Here is a 19,655-nt window from a genome sequence, read left to right on the forward strand (position 1 = left end):
GTACGGTTTGATGAGGGGAAGCTGAGAGTAAAAGAGACAGCATGAGCTGTCCCTTTGAAATCAGTTTTCTACTCTACAATAAATGGGTTATTTGTATCTTTTCAAATCTGATATAATCAGCATGGGAACAAACATTCGGAGTGGTAGTCAAGATGAGTTAAAGGTATTGTTGGAAGGAACATCGGGGAAGAAGTAATATAATTTCTAAATGATAAAAGGATGGGGAGCTATGACATATAACGAAAAACAGAGAAGAATAATTTTAGATTTAGCCGTTTCTTTAGATGGTTTTATTGAAGGAAAAAACGGAGAAGTTGATTGGTGCATTATGGATCCTGATATGGGGTTCACTAATTTCTTGTATCAAATTGATACTATTTTATATGGTAGAAAAAGTTACGATTTATGGGGACAATATAATCCAAAAAATGAAGTGTCTGACACCGAAAAGGAAATTTGGAAATTGATTCATAGTAAAGAGAAATATGTGTTTTCCAGAACACAAAAAGGGACTGATAATAAAACAAGATTTATAAATGATAATATTCTTGAAGAGATAAATAAATTGAAGAAAAAGCCTGGTAAAGACATATGGCTATATGGTGGAGCAAGTCTCATTACAACTTTTATTAATTTAGGTCTTGTTGATGAATTCCGATTATCTATTCATCCTGTTGTTTTGGGAGAAGGAAAACCGTTGTTTATTGATATAAAACAGAGGATAAATTTAAAAATGGTTAATACTAGAACGTTCTCATCTGGCGTTGTCCAAATAATCTATCATTGGGATAGTAAAGATTAATATCTGTCATTCCAAAAATATCATGAAATAAATATAAGCCATACTCGACAGTAGATGTCTCTTATTCAACCAAAGGGAAAATTTGTGGGATCACTTAATATAATAGAATTATCAACATTAAATTTTAACAGAACCATTAAAAAAGGAAGGAATGACGATTGACAATCCTCTCAATTATTTAAATATTGCAATCTTGTAAGGAAATACTCAACTTTCAAAATTCAATTTGTAGCTAGACAAGATTTTCTTGAATAGAAAAAGAAAAATTTTGATAATCCTAAAAAAACAGACCCTCAAATTAAAGGTCTGTTTTTTGTATTAATCGCAATGCTATTAAACTTTTTTCAATTTAAATGTGCTTACCATTAAAAGTCCTAATATTAACATAATAAAAATGTATGATACCGGAAGAATATATGGGACAAATAAATAGCTTAATGTAGCAATACAACCTGCAGCTGTAATTGGTAAGCCAGTGAAATATCCGTTATTTTCTGTTATATTAAATCTTGCCAGTCTAAATGCTCCGCATCCAATATATAGGATGGTAAAAAACGAACCTGGTGCACCAAACTCAAATAATACCGCTTGATAGATTAATATAGCAGGTGCAACTCCGAATGATATAATATCACTCATAGAATCTAATTGTTTTCCGAGTTCTGATTCTATATTAAATTTCCTTGCAACCATTCCGTCAAAGCGATCGGTTAAGGCAGCTAAAAAAATTAATAACAAACTTAAATTTAATTGATTATTTAAACTAAAAATAATAGCAAAACCACCTAATGATAAGTTCGTTAAAGTTAGTAGATTGGCAGTTTGTGATTTTAATTTTTTTATTGTTTGGTCAATCACATCAGATAAGAACATATGATTTCACCCCTTTAGTACGAAAAAAAATAACGGTATGATATATATTATACAATAATATTTAAAACTTCGCTTGGAAATTTTTTATTTTTATTAATTTTGGAGGGAGAATCTTTGCGTCAAACATTTTATCGGACACTTATTGAATTAACGAACGGAAAGTGGACATCTGCGACGATCCGAAAGTTTGCACAATCGAAAATAAGTAAAAAAGTCATTCCATCATTCGCTAAATATTACAAAATCAATACAGTTGAGATGGAAAAAGAATTGCATCAATATAAAACGTTGCATGAATTTTTTATTCGTAAATTGAAAGAAGGAGTACGGCCGATCAATATAGAAGAATCGACTGTCGTAAGCCCTGTTGATGCTGTGATCGAAGATGCAGGGACCATTAATTCCCATGCTCAGTTCGTTGTAAAAGGTAAGACGTATTCAATTCAAGAAATGCTAGGCAGTGAAGATGCGGCTAAAAAGTATTTAAATGGGAACTATATCATTTTATACTTAAGTCCTAGTCATTATCATCGTATTCACAGTCCTGTTAATGGTTCAATAAAATCGCATTGGACATTAGGAGGAAGAAGTTATCCTGTAAATCGACTAGGATTGCAATACGGAAAAGCACCGTTGTCCAAAAATTATAGAAGAATTTCAGAAATAGAACATAAATATGGTACGGTGGCAGTCGTTAAAGTGGGAGCTATGTTTGTAAATTCAATTGAACTAACCTTTAAAGGAGAAAATGTAAAAAAAGGGGACGAAATTGGTTATTTTACTTTTGGCTCAACTGTTGTTCTATTATTTGAAAAAGGTACATTTCAATGGAATGATATGTTAAAAATACCTGCTCATGTGAAAGTTGGAGAAGTCATTGGATATCTTAAGAAAAGTGATGAGGAGTAATAAAAAAAGCTTTGCTGATGCAAAGCTTGAATAATTTCGTTATGATGAGACTTTTATTTTATGTGTTAAAGATCGGCGGTGAATTTCCATTTCTATTAAGCGGATGAATTCAGGAGAAAGCTTTAATTGCTTCGCTTTGAAATACGATTCAATGAGCAACTGATCAGATAGTTTTCTCATTTTCTTGGCTGAATCGCCTTCACCTCCAAAGATTGGTCATAAAAGTAAATATTCATTCATATAATGGTTAGTTCTTTAAGTTAATTTTACTTTAACAAAGCTTTGTTGCTAGAACAAGCGTTCTCTTATCCACAATAGTCGGTGGATAACCTGTGATTAACATGTATATAAATAACGAAATGACTATTATACCAATGTGTACAATGTTGATAACTTTATCCACAGTGTTGAAAACGAAAAGGATTTGTCGAAAAGTTTTTTATTCGACAAAATTTTCATGGTGTCGTACATAGCTAAAATTTAGATGATTACTATCTGAATCAACGTTTAAATTATCTTTGAAAACGAATGGGAAATTCGATAAGATGGAATACGTGAATGAACGGGATAAGAGGTGTCAATGATGTTGAAAAAATTTTTGCCAAATGAACATGTGAAAAGTATATTTGAAATTGACCCGATTCAATTAAAAGAAAAAGGGATAAAAGGAATTATTACCGATTTAGATAACACATTAGTGGAATGGGACCGACCGCTGGCAACTCCAGAGCTAACAGAGTGGTTTAAAAAAGTAAAAGACGCCGGTATTGATGTTGTCATCGTTTCGAATAATAAAGAAAAGCGTGTGAAGACATTTGCTGAACCATTAGGTATTCCATTTATTTATAAAGCAAGAAAACCGATTGGGAAAGCTTTTCATCTTGCCTTAAAGAAAATGAACATTAAAATAGAAGAGGCAGTAGTTGTTGGGGATCAATTGTTAACGGATATTTTCGGTGGAAACTTAAGTGGATTTTATACAATACTAGTAGTTCCGGTCGCACAAACGGACGGATTTTTTACGAGATTTAATAGGAAAATTGAAAGAAGAATTTTAAATTGGTTTCGTAAGAAAGGTTTGATTCAATGGGAGGAATCGTAAAGTGAGCGAACAATTAGTATGCGTCGGATGTGGTGTAAAAATACAAACGGAAAATAAAAATGAGATTGGGTATGCTCCCCCTTCATCATTAGAACGGGAACATGTGGTTTGTCAAAGATGTTTCCGATTGAAACATTATAATGAAGTTCAAGATGTTCATTTGACTGACGATGACTTTTTAAAAATATTGCACGGAATTGGTGAGAGTAAAGGGTTAATTGTAAAAATCGTTGATATTTTTGATTTTAATGGAAGTTGGCTACCTGGCTTGCAACGGTATGTCGGAAAAAACCCAGTCCTATTGATTGGAAACAAAGTGGACTTGTTACCAAAATCGGTCAACTATAGAAAAGTGACTCAATGGATGAGACGTGAAGCGAAAGAATTAGGGATGAACCCTATTGATATTATGTTAATAAGTGCAGAAAAAGGATTATTTATTAAAGAAGCGATGGAAAAAATCGAAGAGTATCGAAATGGACAAAATGTCTACGTTGTTGGATGTACAAATGTAGGAAAATCAACATTTATCAACCGAATTATTCGAGAAGTTTCAGGAGAAGAATCAGTGATTACAACTTCATATTTTCCGGGAACAACGTTAAATATGATAGAGATTCCACTAGACGATGGAATGGCGCTTTTCGATACTCCAGGTATAATAAACCACCATCAAATGGCGCATTATGTAGATAAAAAAGAATTGAAAATGATTACTCCGAAGAAAGAAATTAAGCCAAAAGTATATCAGCTAAATGAAGAACAAACATTATTTTTCGGAGGTTTGGCAAGATTAGATTATATCAAAGGTGGAAGACGTTCTTTCGTATGCTATTTAGCTAATGATTTACATATTCATCGAACAAAATTACAAAAAGCAGATGATTTATATAAAGAACATGTAGGAAAATTGTTACAACCGCCTTTACAGAAAAATGCTTCTAATTTTCCACCGCTAGTTCGCCATGAATTTTCGATAAAAGAAGAGAAAATGGATATTGTTTTTTCTGGTTTAGGCTGGGTGACTGTTAATGATGCAAAGGCAGTAGTTGCTGCATATGCTCCAAAAGGTGTAGGGGTATTCATTCGAAAATCATTAATTTAGAGGGGGACGACATTGGAAAATTTATATGGAGTTATTGGTGATCCAATTCACCATTCAATGTCACCGCTTATACATAATTTCGCCTTACAAAAACATGGGTTACATGCTCATTATACAGCATTCCATGTGAAGGCTGAAAAACTGGAAGATGCTTTTAAGGGCTTTCGAGCGATTCAATTGGCTGGATTGAATGTCACCATTCCACACAAACAATCGATCATTCCTCTCCTAGATGAGGTCGATCCATTAGCTAGAGATATTGGTGCAGTTAATACTGTAGTTTTAGAAAATGGAAAGTACGTTGGTTATAATACGGATGGTCCAGGATTTATTCGTCAATTAAAAAATATTGATCGTCATTTTTCACGTAAAAAAGTGTTAATCATTGGTTCGGGTGGTGCGGCCCGGGCGATTTATTTTTCTTTAGCTAAAGAAAAAGTTCAAACCATTGATATGGCAAACCGAACAATACAGAAGGCGAGAACTATCATCAATGATTGTCCATATCAAACAGAAAGCCAAGCACTTGCATTAATAGATGCAGAAAAATGTTTAGATCAATATGATATTTTAATCCAAACTACAAGTATAGGTATGTTTCCAAATATTCATGAGACACCGATTCAAATAAAACGATTAAAAGAAAATACGATTGTTATCGATATCATTTATAATCCATTTGAAACGAAATTTCTTCAAGAGGCAAAAAAACATCAGGCAATAATCGCCAATGGCATTGATATGTTTATCCATCAAGCAGCACTATCTTTTGAATTATGGACAAATCAAGCATTTCCAGTAGAAGACACGAAGAAGTTAGTTATTAAACAACTAGGAGGAGACAAATGTTAACAGGTAAACAAAAACGATATTTACGCTCAAAGGCACATCACCTTCAACCAATTTTTCAAGTTGGAAAAGGTGGAGTAAATGAAAATATGATTAAACAATTGATCGATGCACTAGAAGCTAGAGAATTAATTAAAGTTAGTGTTCTTCAAAACTGTGAAGAGGAAAAAGAGGTAGTAGCAGAACAACTTGTACGTGGAACGAAAGCTGAATTGGTTCAATTGATTGGAAATACAATTGTTCTATATAAAGAGTCAAAAGAAAATAAACAAATAGAACTTCCTTAAAGGGGAGAAAATTATGAAAAGGGTAGGAATTATAGGAGGAACCTTTGATCCTCCTCATATTGGACATTTAATTGTCGCTCAAGAAGTACTTCATGCTTTACAACTTGATGAAGTACGATTTATGCCAAACCATACTCCTCCCCATAAAACGAAAAATTCAAATACAACGAATGAAGATCGTCTCTCAATGTTAGAGTATGCAATTGAGGATCATTTGAACTTTAAGATTGAAAGAATAGAATTGGAAAGGAATGGCCCATCGTATACGTATGATACGATGGTTTTATTAAAAAATAGGGAACCAGATGTCGATTTCTATTTCATCATCGGTGCGGATATGGTTGAACAATTATATAAATGGTATAAAATTGATGAGCTCATAAAAATTGTAAAATTTGTTGGTGTTCATCGACCTAACTATCAGCTGAAAACCCAATATCCTATTAAAACATTAGAAATTCCATCGGTCGATATTTCATCTTCTAAGATTCGAAAAAGAATTGAAAATGGATGGCCAATTAAATATTATGTTCATGAAAAAGTTCTCTATTATATTAAAAAGAAGGGGTTATATGGATCGTAATCAAGCATTAGAAATTGTAAAACAACAATTGACAGATAAAAGATATATCCATACGGTCGGAGTGATGGAAACGGCTATCGAATTGGCTAACCGCTACGGTTGCTCTGAAAAGCAAGCTGAAATTGCAGCTATTTTTCATGATTATGCAAAATTTCGCCCAAAGGAAGAAATGAAAGCAATAATTATAGAACAAAATTTTCCGCAAGATTTACTGCAATTTCATCATGAACTATGGCATGCACCAGTTGGAGCGTACCTAGTTCAAAAAGAAGTTGGAATTAATGATATAGAAATATTAAATGCAATTCGATACCATACATCAGGAAGAGCAAAAATGAGTACATTAGAAAAAATTATTTATTTAGCCGACTATATTGAACCAGGAAGAAGCTTTCCAGGTGTTGATGAAGTAAGAGAATTGGCGAAAAAAAGTTTAGATGATGCACTATTACAAGCCGTTAGAAATACTATTTCATTTCTAATGAGCAAAAATCAACCGATTTATCCGGATACGTTTTATACCTACAATGATCTAATCAAGACTAAAGGAGGCTTGTGAATGGAAGCAAAAGAAGTACTAAATGTCGCTGTGAAAGCAGCAGATGATAAAAAAGCTGAAGATATTATTGTAATGAACATGAAAGGAATATCACTAGTTGCCGATTATTTTATTATTTGTCATGGAAACTCGGATAAGCAAGTGCAAGCCATTGCAAGAGAAATGAAAGAACAAGTCGAAAAACTAGGTGTCAATGTTCGACGGATGGAAGGTTATGATGAAGCAAAATGGGTGCTCGTCGATTTAGGAGAAGTAGTTGCTCATGTTTTCCATAAAGATGAGCGAGGATATTACAATTTAGAAAGACTTTGGGGAGACGCACCTCTAGTCGATCTAACGAGAGAAGTTCAATAATGACAGCTTATCAGACATTTGCTTATATTTATGATGAATTAATGGACGATGCACCTTATTCTGACTGGGTAACGTATTTAAAACGAAATCAAGAAATGTATGTTCCAAATGGAAAAAAAGTATTAGATATCGGATGTGGAACGGGAACTCTGTCGTTACTTTTAAAGAAAGAAGGTTATGACGTTACAGGTATCGATATTTCTGAAGATATGTTAGCTGTAGCCAATCAAAAAGCTAACGAAGCAAATGTCAGAATACCTTTCTTTCATCAAGATATGAAAGAGTTAAACAATCTTGGAACGTTCGATATAGTAACAATTTTTTGTGATTCCCTCAATTATTTGGAAACGGAAGAAGACGTACGTCAAACCTTTCTTTCTGTTAATAAACAATTACGAAAAGATGGATTATTATTATTTGATGTACATTCGGTTTATAAAATTGATCACCTATTCATCGGGCAAACGTTTGCTATAAACGATGAAAAAATATCTTACATTTGGAATTGTTATGAAGGGCCGTACCCTCATAGTGTTGAGCATGATTTAAGTTTTTTTGTATTGGATGAAGGAACAAAAAAATATGACCGATTTGATGAATCACATGTTCAACGAACGTTTCCAGTTGAAATTTATAAACAATTATTGATTGAATCCGGTTTTGAAATCCTCTCCGTTTCCGGTGGGTTTTTTGGTGAAAATATTCATGATGAATGTGAACGAATCTTTTTTTCAGCAAAAAAAGTTTCTTCGTAAAAATGTTGGCTCGATGTAAGAAATCGAGCCTTTTTTTGAAGGAAATCTTCACAAGTTTGGAGAATGTTTATAGTGAAAATTGTTTCGCGATAAGATCCTGATCTTCTTTGTACTTTTCATGGGTTGCTTGAAATAATTGCTCAAACACATTTTCCAATTCACGTTCTAATACTTTAATGCCCTCGCCTGTTACTCCTCCTTTGACACACACTTTTTCTTGAAGTGTTGGTAGCGTATAATATCCATTTGCTAACAATGTCCCAAGTCCAATAAGCATTTGCTGTGCTAATATTGTCGCTGTATGTTCATCAATCTTTGTTTGTTTCACTGCTCCTTCGATGAATCTTCTTGTTAAGTAGCTAAAAAAAGCTGGTCCACAACTAACAATATCTGACGCGACTCTTGTAATTTCCTCTTTTATTTCCACCGGTTTTCCAATTCGCAATAACAATTCTGTTATTTTATATCTCCATTCATTTGTACAACTATTTCCGAAAGTAACTAAACAAACTCCAGATTTAGAACGATTCGTAATACTTGGGATCACTCTAGCACAAGAACAATCAACTAATTCTTCAAGTTGCTCCACTTGAAATGGACTAGTGATAGAAACCAAACATTGATCTTTCGAAAAAATGGCTTGTAAAGGTTTCAACAAAGGATAAATGTCTAGTGGTTTAACACAAATGAAAATTAAATCACTCTTTTTTATTACTTCTTCTGCAGATAATTCAACATGAATTTCATCATGTTTTTCTTTTATTTTATAAGCTTTTTCTATCGTACGGTTAGTGATAAATAGATTGGATGGAGCGATCGCAAACGATTCGATCATCGCCTCAATTAAAATCGTCCCCATATTACCTGTACCAATAATCCCGACATTCACAAATGTCACCCTCTCTAAAAAAAAAGATTCCTCAAATAACTATATGATGAACTTTAAAAATATATGATTAGGAAGGGAAGGAAATGTTAAAAGACTTTATCAAGGAAAAGAAAAGTTTATCGTTATCAATTCTATTAACCATTGTGCTTATTAGTTTTGGTATTTATTACGTGTATGAAAATAAGAAAGAGCAAAGTGATATCTATGATCTATTTGAAGAAGAGATAGAAGAAATGGAAGAGAAGAATGAAGAAGAGTTTTCTATCTTTAAAGTTGACATTAAAGGAGCTGTGAAGAATCCAGGAGTATATTCCGCCCAAAAAGGTGAAAGGGTAGTGGATCTTATTACAAAAGCAGGAGGGTTTACGGAAAACGCCGATCAAAATCAAGTCAATTTAGCCCAATATGTTGAAGATGAAATGGTGATTTATGTTCCACAAAAAGGTGAGATTTCCGAATCAATAACAAACAGCTCAATCAGTACGAGCGCAAATAGTTCGAGCAATCAAGGAAAAATAAATATAAATAAAGCAAATGAAACAGAATTACAAACGATTCCCGGCATTGGTCCTTCAAAAGCAAAAGCAATCATTGAATATCGAGAACAAAATGGACTTTTTCAACAAATTGAAGATATACAAAACGTAAGTGGTATTGGAGAAAAAACATTTGAAAAATTAAAAGATTTTATTACAGTTAAATAAAAGAGGAAATTGACGAATGGTGACAAACATCATACACTGACTATAATAGATGTTTTTCCTAACTTGGGAGGAGAAAAATAATGGAACGTATTTCTTGGGATCAATATTTTATGGCACAAAGTCATTTATTAGCTTTGAGAAGTACTTGTACGAGACTTGCCGTAGGTGCAACCATCGTTAGAGAAAAGCGTATTATTGCTGGTGGTTATAATGGATCTATCGCTGGAGGAGAGCATTGTATCGATCATGGCTGTTATGTTGTGGACAACCATTGCATTAGAACCATTCATGCAGAAATGAATGCAATTCTTCAATGTGCGAAATTTGGGGTTCCAACAGAGGGCGCCGAAATATATGTCACACATTTCCCTTGCTTACAATGTTGTAAAGGGATTATACAAGCGGGGATAAAGACGGTATATTATGCAGAAGATTATAAAAACCATCCATATGCATTAGAATTATTTAAAAAAGCTAATGTAAAAGTTGAAAAAGTTGAGTTCCAACCGATCACGATCAATGCATATGAGAAGCAAGGGACCATTTAAATCTTTAAATAATAATGTCTTGTACTTTTGAAACTCAGGCCATTTAGTGGTCTGAGTTTTCTCGAGAGAGGAGGAATTGACATTGTGACGAAATGGATCCCTTATACGGCTTTTTTATCCGTATTTGCAATTTTTACATACCACCACTTCATTTTTGGTCTTATTATCACTATTACTTTTCTTCATTTTTTATCTTCAAACATTCCACAAAAACAACTTCTCCTTCTAATCACAATGTATGTTTTCTTTTATTTATTTTTTTCTTATTCTTTTTCAAGTAAACAGCCCATTGAATTTGAAAAGAAAATGGCTATTACCATTGAAATTTTACATTTTCCAGTAATAGACGGAGATCTTTTACGGATCGAAGGAGTAAATAAAACTACAAATGAAAAACTGCTCATTCAATACAAAATGAAATCCTCTAAGGAAAAAAAGAGCATAAATGAAAGAATTAACCCTTATATGACATGTTCATTTAATGGGGTATTAACTCTACCACCTCTACCTAGAAATGAAAATGCGTTTGATTATCGACGTTATTTAAAAGGAAAAAAAATAAATTATATATTTGAAGTTGAAAAATGGGATTTTCATCAATGTACGGCTTCAAAACCATCTTGGAAAGGATTTTTGTTAAAAATAAGAAAATTAGGCATTGAAAAAATAGAAAAATCATTTCATGAAAGTTTATCCCCATTGATTAGTGCGTTGATATTTGGAGAGAAAAATTTGGTGGATGAAAATTTGTTAAATGCTTATCAAACGACAGGTCTAGCTCATTTAATCGCCATTTCAGGTTTGCATGTCGGAATCATGACTACATGTTTATATTTTTTTCTTTTAAGAATCGGGATGACAAAAGAAACCGTTTTTCGAGTTATACTTATATTTCTTCCGATTTATGTAATTTTAGCTGGAGCTTCACCATCAGTCGTTCGTGCTGTCATGATGACGTGGTTAATTGTATGGTCGCAAAGCAGAAATAGGAAAATTTCTACATTAGATGCCATCAGTATTTCATGGATATTAAACGTCCTATGGAATCCATATATCATTTACCATGTTGGCTTTCAATTGTCCTATGGGGTTACATTTGCATTAATTTTATCTTCCACTATGGTTTTGAAAACATCGTCGTTCATTCAACAAACGTTACTTGTTACTTGTGTGGCACAAATATCTTCTCTACCATTGATTCTGTATCATTTTTATGAAATCTCCATTTTAAGTATTTTTTTGAATTTGTTATTTGTTCCGTTCTTTTCATTTATACTTATTCCGCTCACCTTTATTACTTTTCTAAGCTTAATTATTATCCCTCCAATTTCATCGGTATTAATCCCAATAGTTTCCTTTCTATTCCAATGGACCAACCAAATCATTAGCCTCGCAGGTTCTATGGAATTTTTTACAATCGTTTTTGGAAGGCCATCCGTCCTGCAATTCATTTTTTATTTTATCTGTTTTATCATTTCATTCATAATAATGGAGAAAAGGAAAAGCTTTTATCATTATTGTTTCTTCATTTTTCTTCCAATAGTCATTCATTACATTACTCCATATTTTCATCCTTCAGGAGAAGTGACATTTATTGATGTCGGTCAAGGTGATAGTATCCTCATTCGACTTCCCTTTAATCAAGGTGTTTATTTAATCGATACTGGTGGGACCATTTCTTTTCCGACAGAAAGTTGGAAACAAAGAAAAAATAAGTGGAACGTTGGGAAAGATGTTGTTATTCCATTTTTAAAAAGTAAAGGTATACGTACCATACATAAGTTGATTCTTACGCACGGGGATTTTGACCATATAGGTGCTGCTGAACAAATCATCCAATCTTTGCGAGTGAAAGAGGTAATCATCGGGGCAACAACTAATAGGAAAAACAGTGAAAAACATTTAATTCAGTTAGCAAAGGATAAGAAGATCCTCGTTTTAGAAGCATACAAAGGTTTAAAATGGAAGGTTAAGGAAGATCAATTCTACATTTTACACCCGAATAAAAACGATAAAGCGGATAATGACTCATCGTTAGTGCTTTTTGCTAAGATTGGAGGGAAAAAGTGGCTTTTCACGGGAGATATCGAACAAAAAGGAGAAACAGAAGTAGTCAAAAATTTTAAACATTTGAAAGTGGATTATTTAAAAGTTGCTCACCATGGAAGCGATACTTCTACGTCAGAATCTTTTTTAAAATACGTTAGACCTAAGAAAGCTATCATATCTTGTGGCAAGGGAAATCGTTATGGACACCCTCATAAATCAGTTATAGAGAGACTAAAAAAATTTAACATCAGTATTTATAGAACGGATTACCATGGTGGGATTACGTATCAATTTTTTAGAAATTCCGGAACCATTTCAACTATACTTCCATACGATATTAGTACACGTAAAGATGATTTAGAAAAATGAAAAAGAGACTGCTATTGCAGTCTCCTTTACATCATTCCATTAAGATCCAAACACTTGAATAAGTGTAGCGATGATAAACATCGTTGCAAAAAATCCGAAAGATACAATAAATCCAACAGCTGCGTCTACGAAGTCATTTCTTGTGGAAGCAACATTTTTTTCAAATTCGTTCACAAGTACCCCTCCTATTACGATATTAGTATAATGGATTTTCTATGAAAAATCTATACTTAACTCGTTTCTTTTCCTCCAATGTCAAGAGTTGTCACAAATAGTTTACATTTTGAGCGGGAATTTTATTAATAAGAAATTTGTGATACCGTTATCTTTTAGGATCCTAGGTACTAAAAGATAGCGTTTAAATAAATGGAATCGGCTCGAACCTTTTCGTGTCGATTCCTTTTAAAGTTTATACAGTTTCCTTTTCAAATTCGGAATGCTATTCTAAAATGAAAAGGAAACTTAATTATTGGAGAGATGGTTGTGTCATCAAAATTGGGGAATATAGTGCCATTATATTTAATTTACGGGACAGAAACATTTTTAATGAACGAATGGAAAGACTCCATTATTTCTAATACATTAATTGAGGAAAATATTGATTTTAATTTATCTCAATATGATTTAGAAGAAACACCTATAGAGCAAGCCGTTGAAGATGCAGAAACTCTTCCTTTTCTTGGTGAGAAAAAAGTCGTTGTTCTAAAAAATCCAGTATTTTTAACTTCGGACAAAACAAAGGAAAAAGTAGAACATAATGTGAAAGTATTGGAAAAATATTTAGAAAGTCCCTCTCCATATTCGGTTATGATTTTTATCGCGAATTATGAAAAATTGGATGAACGGAAAAAAATCACTAAGTTGTTAAAAAAAAATGCGAAAGTATTTGAGGCAAAAAAATTAAATGATGACGAATTAAAGAATTGGATAAAAGAAAAAGTGGAAAAGGATTCATTTACCATTACAAACGAGGCTATTGAACTTTTCATTTCTCTTGTAGGTCCAAATTTAACAATGCTTTCACAAGAAATAGATAAAATAAAATTATTTTTGAATGAAGGTACGATAAATCCTAAAATTGTACATAATCTTGTTTCAAAGTCCCTTGAACAAAATGTTTTTACACTTGTTGATTTTGTTGTAAAAAAAGATATTAAAAAAGCAATTGAGTTGTATCATGATCTACTGAAAGTAAACGAAGACCCGATTAAATTAGTTGCAATCCTTGCCAATCAATTTCGGATGATTTATCAAACAAAAGCCTATTTGCAGAAAGGATACACTAATCAGCAAATAGCTACTTATTTAAAAGTTCACCCTTTCCGAATTAAATTAGCTGCTCAACAATCAAAATCATTTTCACATGAAGAACTATTGACTATCATGAATGATTTAGCCGATGCAGATTACGCATTGAAAACTGGTAAAGGAAAAAGAGAATATATTTTGGAGATGTTTCTTTTAAAATTATCACAAAAATAAAAAACGATCCGAGCTGGATCGTTTTTTTTTCATGCATTTCAGAATAAATACTGAAATTATGCATTTAATGAATTCACTTTTTTATAAAGACGAGATTTGTGACGAGCTGCAGCATTTTTATGGATTAAACCTTTAGTAGCAGCTTTATCAATTTTACGAACTGCAACTGTTAATGCTTCTTTTGCAGATGAAGAATCATTTAAAGCAACAGCAGCTTCAACTTTTTTAATCGCTGTACGCATCGCAGATTTCATTGCTGAATTGTGCGCATTACGCTCAGCGCTAGTTTTCGCACGTTTCATAGCGGATTTAATGTTTGCCATCCCGTTCACCTCCTAAAGAACAATCGAGATGTATCTACTCGAGTCAAATATCGAACAAAAGATATTCTATCAAACGAAGAAAAATAAAGCAATAGGAATCATACAAAATCAATGAATCAATCGAATGAAAGCTAAACAAGAAGGTAACAATAAAAAAGAGTGTATAAAGACGGAGGGATGTCATTTGAAAGAAGAACTAGATTTGAGTCAATATTCCATTCGTACGGACTTGGCTGTTGAAGCAAGGGAAATGGTGCTAGAACAACAAAAACAATTGCAACAAGAGGAAGAAATTGATGGAATTTTTATAAAAGAACGTTCCATTGATGGAATAAAAATTTCAGAAGTGATTGTTACAAAAGATGGTGAAGAACGTTTAGGGAAAAAAGAAGGCAGATATTTAACGATAGAAGTGCAGGGGATCCGTCAACAAGATACAGAATTGCAAAGGAAAGTTGTGGATGTGTTTGCAAAGGAATTTGCTAATTTTTTAGATCAATTAGGAATACATAAAGATGCCAGTTGCCTAATTGTCGGTTTAGGAAACTGGAATGTTACCCCCGATGCATTAGGACCAATTGTTTGTGAAAATGTTTTAATAACGCGTCATTTATATCAATTACAACCAGAACATGTCGAAGAAGGATATCGACCAGTAAGCGCTATTGCACCTGGTGTTATGGGGCTTACGGGTATTGAAACAAGCGATATTATTGCTGGGGTAGTGAAAGAGTCAAAGCCTGATTTTATTATTGCGATTGATGCGCTTGCGTCCCGATCCATTGAACGAGTTAATTCAACCATTCAAATTTCAGATACAGGTATTCATCCAGGATCAGGAGTAGGGAATAAACGAAAAGAACTAAGTAAAGAAACTTTAGGGATTCCAGTAATTGCTATTGGTGTTCCAACTGTAGTTGATGCCGTTACCATTGCTAGTGATACGATTGATTTTATATTAAAACATTTTGGAAGAGAATTAAGAGAAGGAAGTCGTCCTTCTAGATCGCTTGCACCTGCAGGATTAACATTCGGAGAGAAAAGAGTTCTATCAAATGAGGATTTACCAGATGAAGAGAAGAGAAAAACATTCCTTGGTATTGTCGGTATGCTAGAGGAAGATGAAAAAAGAGCGTTAATTCAAGAAGTATTGTCTCCGCTTGGTCATAATTTAATGGTAACACCAAAAGAAGTCGATGTTTTTATTGAAGATATGGCAAATGTTATTGCCAACGGTTTAAATGCTTCTCTTCATTCAAGAATTGATGATGAATCAGCAGGTTTTTATACGAGATAATGTTCTACTTTTTTCTCTATTTCATAGAATAGAGTAACGAATTCGATTTGTACGACAATAAGGTGATATAAATGAGATTTGTTTTAAAATTAGTGATAGTAGTTCTTGTATTATTTTTAGGAGTCTTAATAGGAATGCAGCAAGCAAATGAAGGATTAAAGGCTATGAAAGGCTATGATGATCCAAGATTTAGTCAAGCTGTTTCCATTGATGAAAATAACGGCATTTATGAGGCTACTTTTTTAGGTGAACAAATAGGTAACTATCCATTGGAGGAAAAAAAGAAAGAATTGGAGCAAATTAAAGCTTTTAACTTTTTTTCAAAAATAGGAAAGAAAATTTCAGAAGGAATCACTGACATTACGAGAAAAATTTTATCTACATTAGAATAAGCAATTGTTTAAATTTCAAAATGACATACAGAGAGAGGATGTGACTATCCACATCTACCATTGAGGATTGGCAATCGCCAATCCTTCTTTCTTGGAAAAAGATTTTCTTCGAGTTTCGTTTCAATGTTCGAGTTAAACATCAATTTTCCTTCTCTAAAATGAAATTTACTTGCTTTTGATATATTTTCAAAGTCTATATTTTTATGATTTTTAATCAATTGAATTTTTTTGTTTCTTGTATTCATTTTTGTAATTAATCAGCTTCTTTTTTTCATTGATAATAAAAAAACGTATTGATATAATCACAGGTAGTGTATTTTTCTGTCTACATACGGGAGTTGACTATGATGAATCGAGAAGATAAATTAAAACGACAATCGAAAATTAGAAATTTTTCTATTATCGCACACATAGATCATGGTAAATCAACATTAGCTGACCGAATTTTAGAAAAAACAAATGCCTTATCGGCTCGAGAAATGAAAGAGCAATTATTAGATTCTATGGATTTAGAACGTGAACGTGGGATTACGATTAAGCTAAACGCTGTTCAACTAAAATATAAAGCTAAAGACGGAGAGGAATATATCCTTCATTTAATCGATACCCCTGGACATGTCGACTTTACTTATGAAGTTTCAAGAAGTTTAGCGGCATGTGAAGGGGCCATCCTAGTTGTGGATGCAGCACAAGGAATTGAAGCGCAAACGTTAGCAAACGTATATTTAGCTTTAGATAATGATTTAGAAATTATGCCGGTTATTAATAAAATTGACTTGCCAAGTGCTGATCCTGAACGTGTAAGAAATGAAATTGAAGAAGTTATCGGGTTAGATGCATCCGATGCTGTATTAGCATCTGCAAAAGCAGGAATTGGGATAGATGAAATTTTAGAACAAATCGTTGAGAAAATACCGGCACCATCTGGTGATCCCGATGCTCCATTAAAAGCTTTAATCTTTGACTCCCTATACGATCCGTATCGAGGAGTGATTGTATATATTAGAGTCGTCGATGGTTCGGTTAAAGTTGGAGACAAAATAAAAATGATGGCTACTGGGAAAGAATTCGAGGTAACCGAAGTGGGTGTATTTACTCCAAAAGCTGAACAAAGAGACGAACTAATGGTGGGGGATGTTGGATTTTTGGCTGCATCCATAAAAAATGTGAGCGATACACGAGTCGGAGATACGATTACAAGCACGAAAAACGGTGCAACTGAACCACTTCCAGGGTATCGTAAATTAAATCCAATGGTGTTTTGCGGATTATATCCAATTGATACAGCGAAATTCAATGACTTGCGTGAAGCGCTTGAAAAGCTTCAATTGAATGATTCTGCATTGCAGTTTGAACCTGAAACCTCTCAAGCACTTGGTTTTGGCTTCCGTTGCGGATTTTTAGGATTGCTTCATATGGAAATCATTCAAGAGCGTATTGAAAGAGAATTTAAAATAGATTTAATTACAACTGCACCAAGCGTTATTTATAACGTGTACTTAACAGATGGTAGCGAAGTTCGTGTGGATAACCCTACAAATATGCCAGATCCGCAAAAAATTGACAGAATCGAAGAGCCATATGTAAAAGCAACAATAATGGTGCCTAACGATTATGTCGGGGCGGTCATGGAACTTTGCCAAAATAAACGTGGAAACTTCATCGATATGCAATATCTAGATGAAAATCGTGTAACGCTAATTTATGAGATCCCACTCTCTGAAATTGTTTATGATTTCTTTGATCAATTAAAATCTAACACGAAAGGTTACGCATCATTTGATTACGAGCTTATCGGTTATAAGCCAAGTAAACTAGTGAAAATGGATATCTTATTGAATGGTGAAAAAATTGATGCGCTAAGTTTTATCGTTCATAGAGATTCTGCGTATGAACGAGGAAAAGTAATCGTTGAAAAACTAAAAGAGTTAATTCCAAGACAGCAGTTTGAAGTACCTGTGCAAGCAGCAATTGGAACAAAAATTATTGCTCGTTCAACGATTAAAGCGATGAGAAAAAATGTGTTAGCGAAATGTTACGGCGGTGACGTCTCTCGAAAACGTAAACTTTTAGAAAAGCAAAAAGAAGGTAAGAAACGGATGAAACAAGTAGGATCTGTTGAAGTTCCGCAAGAAGCATTTATGGCTGTATTAAAAATTGATGATTCATCCGGTAAGAAATAATGGAAAGAAAGTCTCACGGAGGTTAGTAGCAATTGCTATTTTAACCTCTTTTTCTTTCATGGTTGAATTAAATCTATTAAAGGCGGCGAAATAATTGGTACAAACAGCTTATATCCACATCCCGTTTTGTGTTCATATTTGTCATTATTGCGATTTTAATAAAGTATTTATTAAAGGGCAGCCGGTCGATGATTACTTAAAGGCTCTTCAAGTCGAAATGGAACGTACTATTCAACAATCAAATGATAACGAGTTAAAAACGGTTTTCGTCGGGGGAGGGACCCCTACTTCTTTATCACAAGAACAATTAAAAACTTTATTAACAACAATCAGGAATACCCTTCCTATTCGTCAAGATGCAGAAATTACGTTTGAAGCAAATCCAGGTGATTTAACGGAAGATAAATTAATGGTTTTGCGTGAAGGAGGAGTGAACCGTTTAAGCCTCGGTGTTCAATCCTTTGATGAGCAGTTGCTAAAAAAAATTGGAAGGACTCATCAAGTAGAAGATGTATATCGAACGGTGGAAAATGCGAAGAAACACGGATTTCAAAATGTTAGCATAGACCTTATGTACGGATTGCCTGGTCAAACGTTAGAAAGTTTCGTTCATTCGTTGCAGGAAACGTTTCAATTAAATATTCAGCATGTATCCAGCTATTCCTTAATTGTTGAACCGAAAACAGTGTTTTACAATTTGATGCGAAAAGGGAAACTTCATTTGCCGTCAGAAGATGATGATGCAAAAATGTATGAAACATTGTTACAAATGACGAAACAACATGGGTTTCATCAATATGAAATTAGTAATTTTGCCAAAAGAGGTTTTGAGAGCAAACATAATCTCACCTACTGGAATAATGAAGAATATTATGGGTTTGGAGCAGGTGCCCATAGTTATGTGGATGGTGTAAGGAAGTCGAATATCGGTCCTGTTAACCACTATATTCAACAAATCAAGGATGGAAAACTCCCAATATTAGAAGAAGCAACTTTGACCTTAACAGAGAAAATGGAAGAGGAAATGTTTTTAGGGTTAAGAAAAACGGAAGGTGTTTCCATTGAAAATTTTCAAGAGAAATTTAAACAAAATCCGCTCCAGCTATTTTCAGAACAACTGGAGTCTCTAAAGAAAAAAAGATTAATTGATATTTCGTCAGGACATATTAAATTAACGAAAAAAGGTATGTTTTTAGGAAATGAAGTATTCCAAGCCTTTATCGGAGTGATATAAAACATTG

General features: G+C 33.4%; 23 protein-coding genes. 18 read left to right on the forward strand and 5 right to left on the reverse strand.

What is annotated here, in order from left to right:
• Positions 1-229: 229 nt before the first annotated feature.
• Positions 230-802, forward strand: coding sequence for a dihydrofolate reductase family protein (locus AC3ASS_RS08245; protein WP_488283045.1), 573 nt, complete (start codon positions 230-232; stop codon positions 800-802).
• Between the two features lie 333 nt (positions 803-1,135).
• Here the strand turns inward: AC3ASS_RS08245 and pssA are convergent, their stop codons facing one another.
• Positions 1,136-1,675, reverse strand: coding sequence for a CDP-diacylglycerol--serine O-phosphatidyltransferase (gene pssA, locus AC3ASS_RS08250; RefSeq protein WP_488283046.1), 540 nt, complete (start codon positions 1,673-1,675; stop codon positions 1,136-1,138).
• 114 nt (positions 1,676-1,789) lie between these two features.
• Between pssA and AC3ASS_RS08255 the strand changes: the two genes are divergently transcribed.
• The gene (locus AC3ASS_RS08255) at positions 1,790-2,584 is read left to right on the forward strand and encodes a phosphatidylserine decarboxylase (RefSeq protein WP_488283047.1); all 795 of its coding nucleotides are present in this window, start codon (positions 1,790-1,792) and stop codon (positions 2,582-2,584) included.
• Positions 2,585-2,623: 39 nt separating this feature from the next.
• On the opposite strand, the gene AC3ASS_RS08260 is transcribed toward AC3ASS_RS08255, so the two are convergent.
• Positions 2,624-2,764, reverse strand: coding sequence for a sporulation histidine kinase inhibitor Sda (locus AC3ASS_RS08260; protein WP_488283048.1), 141 nt, complete (start codon positions 2,762-2,764; stop codon positions 2,624-2,626).
• 403 nt (positions 2,765-3,167) lie between these two features.
• Here AC3ASS_RS08260 and AC3ASS_RS08265 point away from each other — a divergent pair, with 403 nt between their 5' ends.
• From AC3ASS_RS08265 to AC3ASS_RS08300, 8 genes are read left to right on the forward strand one after another with little or no spacing between them, the layout of a single operon-like run.
• On the forward strand, positions 3,168-3,686 hold the full coding sequence (locus AC3ASS_RS08265) for a YqeG family HAD IIIA-type phosphatase (RefSeq protein WP_488283049.1): 519 nt from the start codon (positions 3,168-3,170) through the stop codon (positions 3,684-3,686).
• A 1-nt stretch (position 3,687) separates the two neighbouring features.
• On the forward strand, positions 3,688-4,791 hold the full coding sequence (gene yqeH, locus AC3ASS_RS08270; RefSeq protein WP_488283050.1) for a ribosome biogenesis GTPase YqeH: 1,104 nt from the start codon (positions 3,688-3,690) through the stop codon (positions 4,789-4,791).
• A 12-nt stretch (positions 4,792-4,803) separates the two neighbouring features.
• Positions 4,804-5,643: a shikimate dehydrogenase gene (gene aroE / locus AC3ASS_RS08275; RefSeq protein WP_488283051.1), complete on the forward strand. Its 840-nt coding sequence runs from the start codon at positions 4,804-4,806 to the stop codon at positions 5,641-5,643.
• Entirely contained in the window at positions 5,637-5,927 is a 291-nt protein-coding gene (gene yhbY, locus AC3ASS_RS08280) for a ribosome assembly RNA-binding protein YhbY (protein ID WP_488283052.1), read from the forward strand. Before aroE ends, yhbY begins: the two co-directional genes overlap by 7 nt.
• Before the next feature lie 13 nt (positions 5,928-5,940).
• A complete protein-coding gene (locus AC3ASS_RS08285; protein ID WP_488283053.1) occupies positions 5,941-6,510 on the forward strand; it encodes a nicotinate-nucleotide adenylyltransferase in 570 nt (189 codons plus the stop codon).
• Entirely contained in the window at positions 6,500-7,069 is a 570-nt protein-coding gene (yqeK, locus tag AC3ASS_RS08290; RefSeq protein WP_488283054.1) for a bis(5'-nucleosyl)-tetraphosphatase (symmetrical) YqeK, read from the forward strand. Before AC3ASS_RS08285 ends, yqeK begins: the two co-directional genes overlap by 11 nt.
• Positions 7,070-7,423 (forward strand): ribosome silencing factor, encoded by a 354-nt coding sequence (gene rsfS / locus AC3ASS_RS08295; RefSeq protein WP_488283055.1) that lies wholly within the window; start codon positions 7,070-7,072, stop codon positions 7,421-7,423.
• A complete protein-coding gene (locus AC3ASS_RS08300) occupies positions 7,423-8,178 on the forward strand; it encodes a class I SAM-dependent DNA methyltransferase (protein ID WP_488283056.1) in 756 nt (251 codons plus the stop codon). The genes rsfS and AC3ASS_RS08300 overlap by 1 nt, the downstream gene beginning before the upstream one ends.
• A gap of 67 nt (positions 8,179-8,245) precedes the next feature.
• Here AC3ASS_RS08300 and comER read toward each other — a convergent pair whose 3' ends face one another.
• Positions 8,246-9,067 carry a late competence protein ComER gene (gene comER, locus AC3ASS_RS08305; protein ID WP_488283057.1) on the reverse strand — a complete coding sequence of 274 codons (822 nt, stop codon included), beginning with the start codon at positions 9,065-9,067 and terminating at the stop codon, positions 8,246-8,248.
• Positions 9,068-9,150: 83 nt separating this feature from the next.
• Between comER and AC3ASS_RS08310 the strand changes: the two genes are divergently transcribed.
• The 3 genes from AC3ASS_RS08310 (at position 9,151) to AC3ASS_RS08320 (ending at position 12,737) form a co-directional block, all read left to right on the forward strand.
• The gene (locus tag AC3ASS_RS08310; protein WP_488283058.1) at positions 9,151-9,771 is read left to right on the forward strand and encodes a helix-hairpin-helix domain-containing protein; all 621 of its coding nucleotides are present in this window, start codon (positions 9,151-9,153) and stop codon (positions 9,769-9,771) included.
• A gap of 80 nt (positions 9,772-9,851) precedes the next feature.
• Positions 9,852-10,319 (forward strand): ComE operon protein 2, encoded by a 468-nt coding sequence (locus AC3ASS_RS08315; protein WP_488283059.1) that lies wholly within the window; start codon positions 9,852-9,854, stop codon positions 10,317-10,319.
• An 84-nt stretch (positions 10,320-10,403) separates the two neighbouring features.
• Entirely contained in the window at positions 10,404-12,737 is a 2,334-nt protein-coding gene (locus AC3ASS_RS08320; RefSeq protein ID WP_488283060.1) for a DNA internalization-related competence protein ComEC/Rec2, read from the forward strand.
• A 39-nt stretch (positions 12,738-12,776) separates the two neighbouring features.
• Here AC3ASS_RS08320 and AC3ASS_RS08325 read toward each other — a convergent pair whose 3' ends face one another.
• On the reverse strand, positions 12,777-12,911 hold the full coding sequence (locus AC3ASS_RS08325) for a YqzM family protein (RefSeq protein ID WP_488283061.1): 135 nt from the start codon (positions 12,909-12,911) through the stop codon (positions 12,777-12,779).
• Positions 12,912-13,214: 303 nt separating this feature from the next.
• Between AC3ASS_RS08325 and holA the strand changes: the two genes are divergently transcribed.
• Positions 13,215-14,219 (forward strand): DNA polymerase III subunit delta, encoded by a 1,005-nt coding sequence (holA, locus tag AC3ASS_RS08330; protein WP_488283062.1) that lies wholly within the window; start codon positions 13,215-13,217, stop codon positions 14,217-14,219.
• A gap of 56 nt (positions 14,220-14,275) precedes the next feature.
• On the opposite strand, the gene rpsT is transcribed toward holA, so the two are convergent.
• Positions 14,276-14,542 (reverse strand): 30S ribosomal protein S20, encoded by a 267-nt coding sequence (gene rpsT, locus AC3ASS_RS08335; RefSeq protein WP_488283063.1) that lies wholly within the window; start codon positions 14,540-14,542, stop codon positions 14,276-14,278.
• Between the two features lie 184 nt (positions 14,543-14,726).
• Here rpsT and gpr point away from each other — a divergent pair, with 184 nt between their 5' ends.
• The 4 genes from gpr to hemW all read left to right on the forward strand — a co-directional run bounded on the left by gpr (position 14,727) and on the right by hemW (position 19,648).
• Positions 14,727-15,839 (forward strand): GPR endopeptidase, encoded by a 1,113-nt coding sequence (gpr, locus tag AC3ASS_RS08340; protein ID WP_488283064.1) that lies wholly within the window; start codon positions 14,727-14,729, stop codon positions 15,837-15,839.
• Positions 15,840-15,910: 71 nt separating this feature from the next.
• Positions 15,911-16,231 carry a DUF3679 domain-containing protein gene (locus AC3ASS_RS08345; protein ID WP_488283065.1) on the forward strand — a complete coding sequence of 107 codons (321 nt, stop codon included), beginning with the start codon at positions 15,911-15,913 and terminating at the stop codon, positions 16,229-16,231.
• A gap of 347 nt (positions 16,232-16,578) precedes the next feature.
• Complete coding sequence (lepA, locus tag AC3ASS_RS08350; protein ID WP_488283066.1) at positions 16,579-18,414, forward strand: translation elongation factor 4; 1,836 nt, start codon at positions 16,579-16,581, stop codon at positions 18,412-18,414.
• A gap of 94 nt (positions 18,415-18,508) precedes the next feature.
• Entirely contained in the window at positions 18,509-19,648 is a 1,140-nt protein-coding gene (gene hemW, locus AC3ASS_RS08355) for a radical SAM family heme chaperone HemW (RefSeq protein ID WP_488283067.1), read from the forward strand.
• The last annotated feature ends 7 nt before the right edge of the window (positions 19,649-19,655 follow it).

The sequence above is a fragment of the Bacillus sp. JST-5 genome (assembly GCF_057747715.1).

What these genes read in the sequence shown, in the direction of transcription:
- AC3ASS_RS08245 (WP_488283045.1), top strand. Translation starts at nt 230, where the DNA reads ATGACATATAACGAAAAACAGAGAAGAATAATTTTAGATTTAGCCGTT.
- pssA (WP_488283046.1), bottom strand. Translation starts at nt 1,675, where the DNA reads ATGTTCTTATCTGATGTGATTGACCAAACAATAAAAAAATTAAAATCA.
- AC3ASS_RS08260 (WP_488283048.1), bottom strand. Translation starts at nt 2,764, where the DNA reads ATGAGAAAACTATCTGATCAGTTGCTCATTGAATCGTATTTCAAAGCG.
- AC3ASS_RS08265 (WP_488283049.1), top strand. Translation starts at nt 3,168, where the DNA reads ATGTTGAAAAAATTTTTGCCAAATGAACATGTGAAAAGTATATTTGAA.
- yhbY (WP_488283052.1), top strand. Translation starts at nt 5,637, where the DNA reads ATGTTAACAGGTAAACAAAAACGATATTTACGCTCAAAGGCACATCAC.
- AC3ASS_RS08285 (WP_488283053.1), top strand. Translation starts at nt 5,941, where the DNA reads ATGAAAAGGGTAGGAATTATAGGAGGAACCTTTGATCCTCCTCATATT.
- yqeK (WP_488283054.1), top strand. Translation starts at nt 6,500, where the DNA reads ATGGATCGTAATCAAGCATTAGAAATTGTAAAACAACAATTGACAGAT.
- rsfS (WP_488283055.1), top strand. Translation starts at nt 7,070, where the DNA reads ATGGAAGCAAAAGAAGTACTAAATGTCGCTGTGAAAGCAGCAGATGAT.
- AC3ASS_RS08300 (WP_488283056.1), top strand. Translation starts at nt 7,423, where the DNA reads ATGACAGCTTATCAGACATTTGCTTATATTTATGATGAATTAATGGAC.
- AC3ASS_RS08310 (WP_488283058.1), top strand. Translation starts at nt 9,151, where the DNA reads ATGTTAAAAGACTTTATCAAGGAAAAGAAAAGTTTATCGTTATCAATT.
- AC3ASS_RS08315 (WP_488283059.1), top strand. Translation starts at nt 9,852, where the DNA reads ATGGAACGTATTTCTTGGGATCAATATTTTATGGCACAAAGTCATTTA.
- holA (WP_488283062.1), top strand. Translation starts at nt 13,215, where the DNA reads ATGGTTGTGTCATCAAAATTGGGGAATATAGTGCCATTATATTTAATT.
- rpsT (WP_488283063.1), bottom strand. Translation starts at nt 14,542, where the DNA reads ATGGCAAACATTAAATCCGCTATGAAACGTGCGAAAACTAGCGCTGAG.
- AC3ASS_RS08345 (WP_488283065.1), top strand. Translation starts at nt 15,911, where the DNA reads ATGAGATTTGTTTTAAAATTAGTGATAGTAGTTCTTGTATTATTTTTA.
- lepA (WP_488283066.1), top strand. Translation starts at nt 16,579, where the DNA reads ATGAATCGAGAAGATAAATTAAAACGACAATCGAAAATTAGAAATTTT.